The sequence below is a fragment of the Nostoc sp. genome (assembly GCF_036917535.1).
GTDB lineage: Bacteria > Cyanobacteriota > Cyanobacteriia > Cyanobacteriales > Nostocaceae > Nostoc.
In genome coordinates, this window is sequence record NZ_JBALDA010000090.1 from 208,687 (window position 1) to 221,159 (window position 12,473).

Annotated in this window: 13 protein-coding genes; 8 read left to right on the top strand and 5 right to left on the bottom strand. The window is 39.1% G+C overall.

Annotated features, from left to right (window positions below):
- Positions 1-441: 441 nt before the first annotated feature.
- Complete coding sequence (gene trxA / locus V7K56_RS29285; RefSeq protein WP_322670357.1) at positions 442-759, top strand: thioredoxin; 318 nt, start codon at positions 442-444, stop codon at positions 757-759.
- Positions 760-1,129: 370 nt separating this feature from the next.
- A complete protein-coding gene (locus V7K56_RS29290; RefSeq protein ID WP_334916297.1) occupies positions 1,130-1,294 on the top strand; it encodes a hypothetical protein in 165 nt (54 codons plus the stop codon).
- Positions 1,295-1,706: 412 nt separating this feature from the next.
- On the opposite strand, the gene V7K56_RS29295 is transcribed toward V7K56_RS29290, so the two are convergent.
- The 4 genes from V7K56_RS29295 to V7K56_RS29310 form a co-directional block, all read right to left on the bottom strand.
- The gene (locus tag V7K56_RS29295; protein ID WP_334916512.1) at positions 1,707-3,626 is read right to left on the bottom strand and encodes an iron uptake porin; all 1,920 of its coding nucleotides are present in this window, start codon (positions 3,624-3,626) and stop codon (positions 1,707-1,709) included.
- Positions 3,627-4,149: 523 nt separating this feature from the next.
- On the bottom strand, positions 4,150-4,596 hold the full coding sequence (locus V7K56_RS29300) for a hypothetical protein (RefSeq protein WP_334916299.1): 447 nt from the start codon (positions 4,594-4,596) through the stop codon (positions 4,150-4,152).
- Positions 4,597-4,919: 323 nt separating this feature from the next.
- Positions 4,920-5,678, bottom strand: a complete 759-nt coding sequence (locus V7K56_RS29305) for an isoprenyl transferase (RefSeq protein WP_334916301.1) — start codon at positions 5,676-5,678, stop codon at positions 4,920-4,922.
- Complete coding sequence (locus V7K56_RS29310; RefSeq protein ID WP_334916303.1) at positions 5,675-6,625, bottom strand: ferritin-like domain-containing protein; 951 nt, start codon at positions 6,623-6,625, stop codon at positions 5,675-5,677. The genes V7K56_RS29305 and V7K56_RS29310 overlap by 4 nt, the downstream gene beginning before the upstream one ends.
- Before the next feature lie 251 nt (positions 6,626-6,876).
- On the opposite strand from V7K56_RS29310, the gene V7K56_RS29315 reads away from it, so the two are divergent.
- The 3 genes from V7K56_RS29315 (at position 6,877) to V7K56_RS29325 (ending at position 8,019) form a co-directional block, all read left to right on the top strand.
- Complete coding sequence (locus tag V7K56_RS29315; protein ID WP_334916305.1) at positions 6,877-7,116, top strand: hypothetical protein; 240 nt, start codon at positions 6,877-6,879, stop codon at positions 7,114-7,116.
- Positions 7,113-7,526 (top strand): putative toxin-antitoxin system toxin component, PIN family, encoded by a 414-nt coding sequence (locus V7K56_RS29320; protein WP_334916307.1) that lies wholly within the window; start codon positions 7,113-7,115, stop codon positions 7,524-7,526. Before V7K56_RS29315 ends, V7K56_RS29320 begins: the two co-directional genes overlap by 4 nt.
- Before the next feature lie 358 nt (positions 7,527-7,884).
- On the top strand, positions 7,885-8,019 hold the full coding sequence (locus tag V7K56_RS29325; protein WP_334916310.1) for a hypothetical protein: 135 nt from the start codon (positions 7,885-7,887) through the stop codon (positions 8,017-8,019).
- 89 nt (positions 8,020-8,108) lie between these two features.
- Here the strand turns inward: V7K56_RS29325 and V7K56_RS29330 are convergent, their stop codons facing one another.
- On the bottom strand, positions 8,109-8,810 hold the full coding sequence (locus V7K56_RS29330; RefSeq protein ID WP_334916312.1) for a Uma2 family endonuclease: 702 nt from the start codon (positions 8,808-8,810) through the stop codon (positions 8,109-8,111).
- 43 nt (positions 8,811-8,853) lie between these two features.
- Here V7K56_RS29330 and V7K56_RS29335 point away from each other — a divergent pair, with 43 nt between their 5' ends.
- The 3 genes from V7K56_RS29335 to V7K56_RS29345 all read left to right on the top strand — a co-directional run bounded on the left by V7K56_RS29335 (position 8,854) and on the right by V7K56_RS29345 (position 12,428).
- Positions 8,854-9,180 (top strand): hypothetical protein, encoded by a 327-nt coding sequence (locus tag V7K56_RS29335; RefSeq protein ID WP_334916314.1) that lies wholly within the window; start codon positions 8,854-8,856, stop codon positions 9,178-9,180.
- Positions 9,181-9,717: 537 nt separating this feature from the next.
- Complete coding sequence (locus tag V7K56_RS29340; RefSeq protein ID WP_334916316.1) at positions 9,718-12,111, top strand: tetratricopeptide repeat protein; 2,394 nt, start codon at positions 9,718-9,720, stop codon at positions 12,109-12,111.
- A 146-nt stretch (positions 12,112-12,257) separates the two neighbouring features.
- Positions 12,258-12,428: a hypothetical protein gene (locus V7K56_RS29345; RefSeq protein WP_334916318.1), complete on the top strand. Its 171-nt coding sequence runs from the start codon at positions 12,258-12,260 to the stop codon at positions 12,426-12,428.
- Positions 12,429-12,473 lie beyond the last annotated feature (45 nt).

The following is a 12,473-nucleotide window of genomic DNA, read 5'->3' on the forward strand; positions in this document are numbered from 1 at the left end:
AAGTTATCGAGAATCTGCGGTTTGCAATTCTCACAAATCAAATAAGATTTCTATATAACTCGAATAACAATAATTAACGTTTTACTCTAATTAAATATCTATAATTACTTCTCTATAAATAGATGAATAACTATAAGTAATATATTTGCCTGACTAGATAGACTAGAAAGTGTTGCATCTACAGCCTTTGTAGACATCACTCTTGTGAAAGCCTTTATAATGATTTTGTCAATCGTGATAGGTTGAAATACGTATTTAATCTAGATGCATAAACTAACATAATATATGTATTTTATTATAATTATTTAAGATTTTTGGTTAGCAAATCATCCTAATATTAACTAATCTAATCTTTTACTAACAAAAACCTATGAACCTATACCGATTTTATTTTTTAAGAACTACTATTGAAACAAACAATTGAAAATCGGTGTGTGTCACATGGCAACGAAAAAGCAATTTAACAGTTTTGAAGATATGCTGTCTGCTTCTGATGTACCTGTATTAGTAGATTTTTACGCTGACTGGTGTGGCCCCTGTCAAATGATGGTGCCAATTTTAGAGCAAGTCAATGCCCAACTTAAGGATCGCTTACGGATTGTCAAAATCGACACAGAAAAATACACAGATTTGGCTACTGAGTATAAAATTGCTTCTCTCCCAACCTTAGTACTGTTTAAGCAGGGTCAGCCTGTGGAGCGGATAGAGGGAGTGATGCAAGCACCGCAGTTGGTGCAATATCTACAAACAAAGATTTAAGCTAACACTTAGAATTTTGATTTTGGTTCTTAGAGGCGCGAAATATCGCGTCTCTTTCAATAGATAGATAATAATATGCGCCCATATTAATCAAATCATTGTTTGGTTGAACTTCTAGGAGCTATAGGACTCCTATTTGATTGCGTGAAAAAACTCTGTATAACTAAGGCTGATTCCCTACTCTCCGCCTTTGGCGCTTGTGCTGTACTTTGAGTCCCACGCAAATAAGTTTAAAAATAAAATCGGATTGCGATAAAACCTTAAGTAAATGTTAAGCATATTTACTTATATATCTAGAGAAAGTAGTTTAAAAATTGAGAAGACTACATTGTATAGATATAACAAAATATATTGACAAGTAAAACCATATATGAAAGGAAAGCAGCAAAGACCTGAGAAAGCCTATATTTGGGCAAATATTGATTTTGATAAGGTTAAAAATAGAATAGATGCGGTGACTTGCCAGATTGAGCGGGTTATACAAAAGCACCACCTTTCAAATCAAACTGCTAAATCAGGTAAAAGAAATAATTAGGTTATCTGTGGGGCGATATCTACGATGAGTTACACCTATATAATTTATTTTTAATGTAGCCCGCACTTTGACCATTCGGTAAGCTCAGTCATCACAATAGACATCGCACTAATTTTGCACAAGAAATTTTAGGCAATGGGACTATATTTTTGTCAAAAACCAAACAATATTAATTAATAAACATCTACAGAGTTTCTACGTATTTATTAGTCATTATTTTATCTTCAACACTCATTTTAAAGATCTGACTAATGGATAGCCAAAGCATCGGGGAGGTGAACGTTTACTTTACTCAAATGCGGGGTGGGGTTCTTTATTGTTGATTTATGCAAGAGGTCTACTGTAAACTTTGTTATCCAATCTCAAAATCCCCCAAGAAATTGGGGGATTTTGACTGCCTACTCCCAATCTCTTAAAACGTAAAAGTAGTCCGAAGTACACCTACAGTCGTAGTATCATTGTTGCTGTTACCTTCTGGGTTAAAGAGAACAAACGCACCAGGGGTAATGCTGATATTATCGTTAACTTGAAGGCGGTAATAAGCTTCTAAATGGTAAGGAGTCGCTCGATTATCACCTGCGGGCGTAAGTTGAGCAGCACCACCAGTATCACTACGGAAAAGCGGCTGACCAAAAAGAATTCCGGCAGTGTTTCCTGACTTGAATAAATCTTTAAAGTGAACTCCCGCCATCCAACTTGTAAAGGTGGTGGAAGCATCCACGGCATTGGAAGCAGCATCAACAAATATTGCTGCACCGTAGCCAGATAATGCTATTTTGGGAGACAATCGCCATGTTACCGTACCGCCAACAGAGTTGAGTGTGAGTGGTGTTCCAACTGCAACCCCTGATAAAGCACCGATATCACTACTAACTAATCCTGTAGCCAAAATATTGATTTCGTGATAACTGTGGGCATAGTTTAAACCAATATCAAAAGCAGGACTTGGCTTGAAGGTTAACTGTGTGGCAATAATACTACTACCACTAAATAAACCTGCTCCCAAAGGTGTAGTAGAAACTCCTGGTACTGCTTCATTAGCAGATTTTTCGGGTAAATTGGCATTTACACTACCGTATAAAGCTCTTAAATCAAAATTTGGCGAAATGTTAAAAATAAATCCCGCCGCCGATGCTAAACCAGTACCCGAAGTACCACCAGAAACCCGTAGCACAGGATTCAAGTTGCCAAAACGAGAAATTGACTCTTGTCCTTCACCATAAAAAGGCGTAATTACTGGGAAAGCATCTGATGTCTCTGCCGCAGTTCCCGCAAATAAGGTTAATTTATTAGCGACGGGAAAGACATACAGCAATTTGTAAACCTGAATACTGTTTGCGCCAACACCCGACAAAGTATTGACATTTAACCCCGGAAATTGCGGCTCAAAACTGGTACGAGCGCTACTTGCACTTAAAAGTGGCGAAGCTAATCCTAAACTTTGTTGCAGGCTACCCTGTCCATCAGCTCCACCCAAAAAGTTATAGGCTTGCAATCCAGTAATTAATGAATCTTTACCAGTAAAGCTAGTGGTGAGATTTAACCGCACTCTATTGACTAGGATGATGTTCGGGTCATCTTGATTAGGAGCGCCACCAGTAGCACCAATACCAGCAATAATTGCCTCTCCAGTGAGTTTGGTTGTAGTAGAAAACCGATTTGCTTCTAGTTCTGCTGTGCGAGCTTCTACAGCATCTACTCGACCCCGCAATGTTGCCAATTCCGCCGCAAATTGTTCTTGTAGTTTCTGCAACGTCGCTAAATCTTGTTTATTGACCAAATCACCAGTTGCAGTCGCAATCAGTTCGTTGATTCTGTCTAAACAAGCATTTAAGCCAGCAGCAAATTCATAGCGAGTCATCGCCCGATTACCGCGATAGGTTTGATTGGGATAACCTGCGATACAACCATAGCGCTCGACTAAAGATTGGAGTGCCTGAAAAGCCCAATCAGTCGGCTGTACATCAGACAATTGCGATACGGATGTTACTTGTGCAAGTTTGTATGAGGATATAGATGAACTTGCAGGTTGTGGTATGATTGGCTGCCGCAAGTTAACAGCAGAATCTACTCCTATATCTTGAATTTTTTGCTGTTGATTGACTGAGGGTAAGTTTTTTTGAGTTTCATTAGCTATCAGCAATTTACTAGAGATATTATTTGTTAAATCGCTTTGATGAGAATGATTCTTTTCATAGCTGCCGTCATTTTGATTAACAGCTACGTTTTTATTTGCAATTTTTAAACTAGGAAGGGCTTGCACAGGTGATAACCCGACAATTAAACATAAAAATCCCATCCCACTAGCAAAAGCTAGTAGATATTTTGCCATCATGACTCCCAACACCTATAAAATAGTGGAAAAATTCATTGCGATTTTAAAATGGATTGATAAGTAAATTTAAAGTAGATTTAGCAAGAGAGTCTTGTTAACTTTAAATTTTGGATATCAGGATTTTTTCTGAATTAACTTATCAAAACGTCAGCTTATATCGCAGGTATTAAATTCTAGTAAATACTATTTTTGGAAAGAATTAACAATACATCATATTGATAGTTTCTATAATCACGATAGCAATCCTAAATGGTTTTTGAACAATGGATTGCGTAAAATGCTTGATTCATAAGCCTTCCAAATTTTCTCTGTTCAAATATAAAAAATAATTGCTATATTGACAAAAAAATAATTTACATAAGTCTGATTTTGTGATAATGAATATAGGTATTGAGCCGAAATCCTCGGCTTAATACCTAACAAGAAATAATTTACTCAAAAAAATTAAGAGACTGCGATCGCTGCTCAATTTGGGTGCAGGTAAGATCAAGAAAAAACGGTGGAAATAACTTTCAAGTATTTAATCCCACCAATAGGCAACAACCACCGCATCACAATCCTGCTGAACATCCTCACCCCATAGCGCTCCTTCCAATCTAGTTCTCAGTCGGCGCTTCAGACGCAAACCATAATCTTCATTCGTACCATCACTTACCTCTACTGAATCAGCTCGCCATTTTTTGCCCAAGTCCAAAAGCTCAGACACTTTTGTATCTTGGTTCTCTGCAAGGATGTATAGTGTATCGGCAGGATAGGCAATGAAATGGATGATGCTGGTTTTAGGCATGGGACGATAGTTTGCCATTGCAAGTAGGGTATCGACCATACCACCAAAGCTTAAACCGTTTTCATCTGGTGCAAAGATTGGTTTTGTGAACAGAAAGCTTGCCCATAAATTTCTATGGTTGGAAAGGTCAGTAATTACTTCTTCGCCATCAAACTCATTAAACCGACGCTGCCAAACCAAAGCAGCGAAGAGTTCTTGGGGAGAATATAATTTCGCAATCGTTTAGATTTTGCCTAAATCAAGCATCACGTTTCCGGTAAGTAATATTTTTAACAAAACATTTGTAACTACCCTTGCAGTTTATTTACCCAGTGCCTGCTATGCTTATAGTTACTTCGGTCTGTCATAGCAGATAGATTATCCTCGATAATGTTTTATTTGTAAGCGCTCATATACCATCCTGGTAATGTGGGTGCTTTTACTTTATCAAGAAAGGCAGAAGGCAGAAGGAATATTGCCCTCTGCCTCCTGCCTTCTTCACACGATGTCTGGTGTTTGGTACACTAAGCTGATAATGAAGCTTTGACTTGACCAAAACGGCGATCGCGATTTTGGTAACTCAACAAAGCTTGATAAAATGCTTCTCGATTAAAATCTGGCCAAAGAGTATCGGTGAAATACATCTCTGTATACGCCATTTGCCACAAGAGGAAATTACTCAATCGCATCTCACCACTGGTACGAATCAGTAAATCGGGTTCTGGAGTATCTGCCGTATAGAGATGTTGTTCTACAAGACTTTCATTCACTTCTTGGGCGCTGAGTTCGCCCTGTTGTACGAGTTGAGCTACTTGACGACAAACTCTGGTAATTTCGTTGCGGCTACCATAGTTAACTGCAATAGTAAAGTGGATTGCTTGATTATTTAACGTCTCTGTCATTGAACGTTCCATTTCTGTCTGTAGAGACTTGGGTAAAGCCGATAAATCTCCAATAAACGAGATGCGTACTGCTTCTTGATGCATTTGAGCTAACTCGCGGCGTAGTAATCGCTCAAACAAATGCATCAGAAAATCCACTTCTTCAACGGGACGCTGCCAATTTTCTGTTGAGAAAGCATAGGCTGTCAACGCTTTAATTCCCCAATCTTTGCAGCAACGCAATAGTTCTTTGAGCGTCTTTGCTCCTTGGCGATGTCCAGCAATGCGTGGTAATCCTCGACTGGTTGCCCATCGTCCGTTACCATCCATGATCACAGCGATATGTTGGGGGATTTTTTGGGGGTTTAAATCAGTGGGTAATTTTGATTTGTTATTTGTCATTTATCATTTGTCCTTTTAGTTTCAAATAAATTTTGCAGATAGTCTGGTGTGAGGCTATTGTTCCAACTCCACAAGCGATGCATTGTATAAATGAACGTGAAGAGGAGAGTTATTTTGTTGGTTAATGACCAAGCATTCCAGTTGAGAGTACCCATCATGCGGCGTAAAGTACGCATGAAGTTGTTACGCTGATAATTTTGCGATCGCGTTTTGATTAGCGTGCGTCCAATCCGCATCAACCCAGTATCAGGGAAAGCCCAGACTCCAAACCCCCAGAATTTGGTCATGTGGTTAATTTCATCCTGTGCTAGTTCCTCTAGAACATCCTGGAGTGCGCCAGTGGTGTGAGCCATCAACCAAATATAAAGACAGGTAGCACCGTATTCTGTGGCGATACGGTGTAAGCCGTGGCGATATAAGTCTTCTTTGGCGTCATCTGTGGGAAGATAACTTCTAACTGTCCGAAGTTTTGGGGTAATTTTCTCGCCTGTTAATTGGGTGTAGATTTTGATTAATGCGGGTGTGTGCTGACGTTCTTCTTTTTCCCATAAACCAAGTTCCAGGAGTTCGCCATCTTTACCAACTGTTCCACCAACAAACCGAGCCATCTGAGGATGCAATTTTTCCAAATACTGGCGACTGGTTTGGGTATAGCCGCGAATGGGAGCTTCTGTGTCGATTGCACCGATCAATATAGATAAAAATACCTCTGCGTCTAAGCCGATAATTTGATTACGGTTAATTGTTTGCCAGTCGATGAGTTTCCAGGGACGCGGTTGGGGATTGGCAAACTGTAACGGTAAATCTTGCAGACGCTCGTGTAGTTTTTCGACTGCAATATCTTTATCTATGAGGGAACGAATGCGGCGCTGTGTTTGCAAGTAATCAGGAATAGAATAGCTTTTACCTGCTAAGTCTTCTGCAATTGGGCTAAGGGTATTAAGCATATTTTTATACTTAAGTTTTTATCTCTATGCCCAATAGCCTAAGCGATCGCACTTTGTTTTGTCAGTCGGCTGAAGTCGGCAGTTTTATGTGATAGGGTTGCAAAAGTCGGGGAAAAAGTTGGTTATAGAAAATTTGGGTTTCAAACCTCGCCCTTTTAAGACGACTTTACAAAGTTAGAAGAGAGAATTGCAGAGAATGTAGTGAAATTGTTAGAACAAGGGTAGATAAAAGTTGAGTAACAGTATAAATCATGAACGCTTATAAAACATATATTACTATTGAAGATCCAAAGCAGTTAGTATTATCTGATTTACCATTTAAAGCAGGACAGAGAGTTGAGGTGATTATTTTAACAGACGATAATCAAAAGGTTACTTTAGCAGAAGAATTAAAAAATTTATTCAAAGAAATACAAGGAATACACGCAGATAATCCCTTGACTGATGAAGAAATAGCAGCAGAAATTGAAGCTTATAGACGGGGAGAATGAAAGTTATTCTTGATACTAGTATTTTAGTTTCTGCTGCTATAGCTGATAAAAATCCAGAAGCAGTGATTTTATTTGTGATTGCTAATTCTGCTTTTGAGTGGGTTGTATCGGCAGATATTATCGCAGAGTATAAGGACGTTTTAAAGCGTCCTCGTTTAAAGTTAACTGAGGCACAATACCAAAGATGGGTTTATTTAATTGATTCAGTGACAACACTAATTAATGTGGACGTGGATGTTGATTTCCCCAGAGATAGGAAAGATGCAAAGTTTTTAGCTTGTGCTATTGCAGCAGGAGCAGATTTTTTTATTACGGGTGATGCTGATTTTAATGAAGCACAAACTTTGTTAAACACAACTATTATTTCTCTGTCTTTATTTAAAAGGTTAGTTTGTGATGTAAGGGAATAAGCTTCAATCTGGTAGGATGCATAAGATAGCGGCATAACACACCGTACAAAACTAAGCGATCGCACTTGCTTTTGTCAGTCGGCTGAAGTCGGCAGTTTTATCTGATGCAGTTGCAAGAGTCGTCAAAAAAGCCGGATTTTAATTGTGCTGATTTGATATTGAGGATTGGCTAATCAGATCAAAACCAATATTTAAGTATAAAAAATAACAATAAATTATTTAGGCTTTTAACACATATTCATCTTATCTTTACGAGTTATTTAGAAAAATTAGAATTTTTGCTGAGGTGGTTTTCCGTTTCCGAGTTCAGGATAGATAAAGAGTCTTAAAAGCTATTTATTTAGAGGGAAACAAGAAAATGTCTAAAACACCAAAGCTACCAAAACCACCCAAGGCATTTAAAACACCTAAAGTAAAAGCTGTTAAAGGCTACATTAAGAAAGATGGAACTTTTGTCAACCCTTACTTTAAAGGAATGCCTAAATTTAAATAGTTCTCTTTATTTCAGCTATATCAGCCCTCATCCTAAATTTCTAGGTGAGGGCTAACTATTGTTAATAACAAATATCAGCAATCGCTCCCTTACGCTTCTGGTAGTTCCCCAAATTGCTGACGATAACGCTCAAGTTGTTGTTGCGCTAATTCAAGCTGCTGGCGAGTTTGCTGTTCAGCTTCTTCTGGAGTTTGATAGCGCTTTCCTTGTTGGTCATACCAATACAAAACCTGACGCTGGATATTACCAGATACGTATTGCCCTCTACCGATTCCCAAACCAATTTCTGGCATCCAAAAGGGTTCACCAATTTGCAACTGATAGCTACCATCTACTAAGCGATAAACTTCAAAAGGTTGGTGGCGATCGCGTTGCCAATACTCTGGATTGTAAATAATGTAGTACAGTACCCCTAACTTGGCATAAGAGTCTAATTTTTTGTCGTATTCTCCACCCGGAGTTAAAGAGACAATTTCTAAAGCCAGGATAGGTACAATGTTATCTTCTTCCCAAAGAACATAACTCTTACGTGATTTACCTGCTTTGCGGCGTTCTACACCTAAGCTCAAAAATCCGTCTGGTACAATTGGCACAAGTGGACTAACCCCTGTGGTATGGTAAACGCCCATATCCACACTGAAAAACCAGTCATTACGGTTTGCCCAAATATATTGCAGTAAGAAGAGAAGCAGGTTGGGAATAAAGTTCTGATCTTCGTTATCCACAGGGGTATCGTCTGAACAAGGAAGTTCAGCACTGCTAGGCAATTGACGAGGGTCTGATTTCACCATAAGTAATGATGGTGCTGATGTTACCTAATGATTTTTATTCTAGATGATTCGACGCGGACGATATACTCTAGGTAAACGTTCCAAGTTAGTGGCGATGAAGAATTTTGATATTCAGCTAGATGAAGAATATGCTCAAAAGCTTGCCTATATTCAACAGGAGGCTGACCAAGATACAGTAGAGGCAATTAAATCTTCAATTGAGCTGCGCTATCAACAACTTCAGCAACAAAAAACAGATCCGTTAGCGAAACTCAAGCAAAGTAAATTTATCGGCTGTTTCAAAGGGGAAACTGACTTAGCTGCTAATTCCGAAGCCATTGTGCGTAAGCGTACCCCTACGGGGAAGCAAGCTACGCGCAGCATCTCGTAGAGAAGCTCGTTGTAGACATTAGACCTCTTGCAAAAATCCTTGAATCACCCCTCCCCAACCCTCCCCTTGTGAACTATGCATTAGTCACATCTTTCTTTACAATCTTGAAACCCTGGTTTTATAAGCATCTTGGATACTGATGTCTTAGGCATACTTGACAAATGTACCCTTGTTATTCTCGATAAAACTACGTTTTTATTGAGAATTAACGACGAAATCATAAGGGTTAGAAAAAACGTGAGTGAATACTCTCACAAATGTTGAGAAAGATCCAGGTAATGGATAGCCTTGTGAAGGAGAGGGGGCAAGATTTCAAGTTTCTCCCCTTTATTAAGCTACGGTGTACACACAAGTGCTTTGGTTCATAACACAAGTGCTTTCGTTCACAACACAAGTCTTTTCCTGAATTTTGAATAAAGTTTGCAAAAGTCGGGAAAAAAGTCGGATTTACGGAATCTTATCCGAAAACTCCAGCAGCATAACTGTAAAGTAATTTATAGTTGTCCCTAAAATCTGAACTCCCCTTGTCGTTACACAATGGACGCCCAAGCAGCATTAGCATGGTTAGACGCTATAATTCCCCCTCAGACTGGGGAACGGTTGAGCGATTTGCAAAAAGTGATTCTTGTGCAAGTTTGGTTGGGTAGGAAATACTTGGATATCGCTCATTCTTATGGTTGTACGGAAGGACACGCCAAGGATGCTGGTTCTCAGTTATGGAAATTGCTTTCTAAAGTACTGCGCCAAAAGATTACCAAAAGTAATTGTCGCGCTACTTTAGAGCGAGTTCTGAGAAAAACTACTGCAATATCCAGTCTGATTGATTACTCGCGATCGCCTCAACCTACCTCAAAATTAGAGGATACCAATTTTATTGGACGAACAGAAGCGATCGTTCACCTGAATACTTTGGTAAATCAAGGCTCGAAAGTGATTGTCATCCAAGGTGAGGGAGGTTTAGGCAAAACCACTCTAGCACAGCAATATCTCCAAACTCAGGGGTTTGACTTGGTTTTGGAACTGCTGATGGCGAAGGAAACGCAAAATATCACCCCCGCCGAACGAGTAGTAGAGGAATGGCTGAAACAAGATTTCGATCAAGAACCTGGGGTAGAATTTGGGGTTACATTGGGACGACTCAAGCGCGAACTCCACAATCGCCGGATTGGGGTGTTAATTGACAATCTCGAACCTGCATTAGATCGACAAGGTGGGTTGATTGCTTCTCACCGCAACTATGTAGAACTATTACGGGTATTAACTGATGCTAGAGTGCAATCTGTTACCTTGATTACTAGTCGCGATCGCCTTTGTGAACCTGGGCTAAATGTGAATCACTATCGGCTTCCTGGGTTAGATGAAAGCGCATGGCAACAGTTTTTTAGCAACTGGGGATTAGCCATCAACTCACCAACTTTGCAAATCATGCATCGCACTTATGGCGGTAATGCTAAAGCAATGGGAATTCTCTGTGGTTCGATTCTGGAGGATTTTGATGGTGATATGGTTCTTTATTGGCAAGAAAATCATGCCGATCCGTTAGCAGCAACAGACTTAAAAAATTTAGCGGTTAGTCAAATCAATCGTCTGCAAGCCCTCGATCCCCAAGCTTATCGCCTACTTTGCCGTTTGGGATGTTATCGTTACCAAGATATACCTAGCATTTCATCACCAGGGTTATTTTGTTTACTTTGGGATGTCCCACCTGAGCAACATCGCCAAATCATCGCCTCGTTGAGAAATCGATCTTTAGTGGAGTGCAATAAAGGTGAATACTGGCTACATCCAGTGATTCGTAAAGAAGCGATCGCACGTTTACGCCCCAGCAATGAATGGGAAATTGCCAACCACAAAGCCGCAGAATTTTGGACAGCAAGTGTTAAACAAATTGAAACCTTTAAGGATGCTTTGCAAGCTTTAGAAGCATATTATCACTACATAGATATTAATGAATTTGAGTTAGCAGGTAAAGTCATTTTAAAAAGCCGAAATAATCAATGGCAGCAGTTTTTACCTCTTGGGAGTACATTGTATCGGATGGGTTTAATTCAACCGATACTTGCGGCAATTGAGCGAGTTGTTAACAATCTGGAAGATGACCAAAATCTCAGCGAACTTTACAATATATTGGGGGATCTATATTGGATAACAGGTAAAATTAGTCAAGCGATCGCTTGTCAAGAAAAGACTATTACTTTAGCAACGCAAGCACTTAAATCACTTGTACCTCAGCCAAAAAATAGACATACAGTTTACTATCTAAGGATGCTAGAGGTAGATTCTTTATTAAGTATTGGTCTTTACAAGATAGATTTGTGGGAACTAGAGACAGCCGTAAAGCTATTTCAACAAGTGATTTATCTAGCTCAAAATACCGAGCATCATCGCTGGGCAGAAAAAGCTTCAGTCTGTCTAGCTTTAGTATATTCTTATTTAGGTTTGTGTAATGCCTCTTCTGCATTAGCAGATGTAGCTTATCAAAATATTTTGAATGAAAAACTGGTAGAACAAACGGGAAGATTTGTCTATTTTATGCAAATTTTGGGTCAAACCTATGTCAATTTAGGCGAATTTTCCCAAGCAAATCAGATATTCCATCAAGCTTTGATTTTTGCTGAAGAAAGTCACTATATACAGGTAAAAGCAAAAACACTCAATGGTTTAGCAGAAATCCATCGACAACAAACAGATTTTACATTAGCTCTTGTTAATCAGACAGAAGCAATCGAACTTTTGGATAAAATAGGTGCTAAATGCGATCTGGCTGAAGCTTATTTTCAATTGGGTTTAACTTATCAAAAGATGGCAACACTTGATGAAAGTCAAATAAATTTTAATCGAGCGATTCAGCTATTTACTGAAATAAAAGCTCCGAAGCAAGTTGAAAAAGTTTCCAAGTTGCGGTGCTCAAATTTTTGTCACAGTAATTGAGTGACTTAGTACAACGCCAATTTATTCATGGCGAGTGTAAGAATCCTCAAATTGGGTTTTGAGTCTCTAAGCCATAACTCAATACGGTTCAGTTAAGCCTCAAAGTCAGGTAAATTAAGGATTATTCCCAAGCCTGGAAATTGACTGTGGTACATCTCAAAGATTTTTCACTGTTGTCTTCAACGATACAAAGTAGCGATTTGCTAAAAGCGATTGAGATAGCTATACCTGCAACAGCAATTGAAAAAGTGATGCCTACGGCAGGCTACGCCTACGTAATAAGCAAAGCTAGTGAAGAAAGAAATGCTCCATTTTAGCCAATCATCAAACAGTTTTCTGACTTGCGATCGCCAATTGAACAA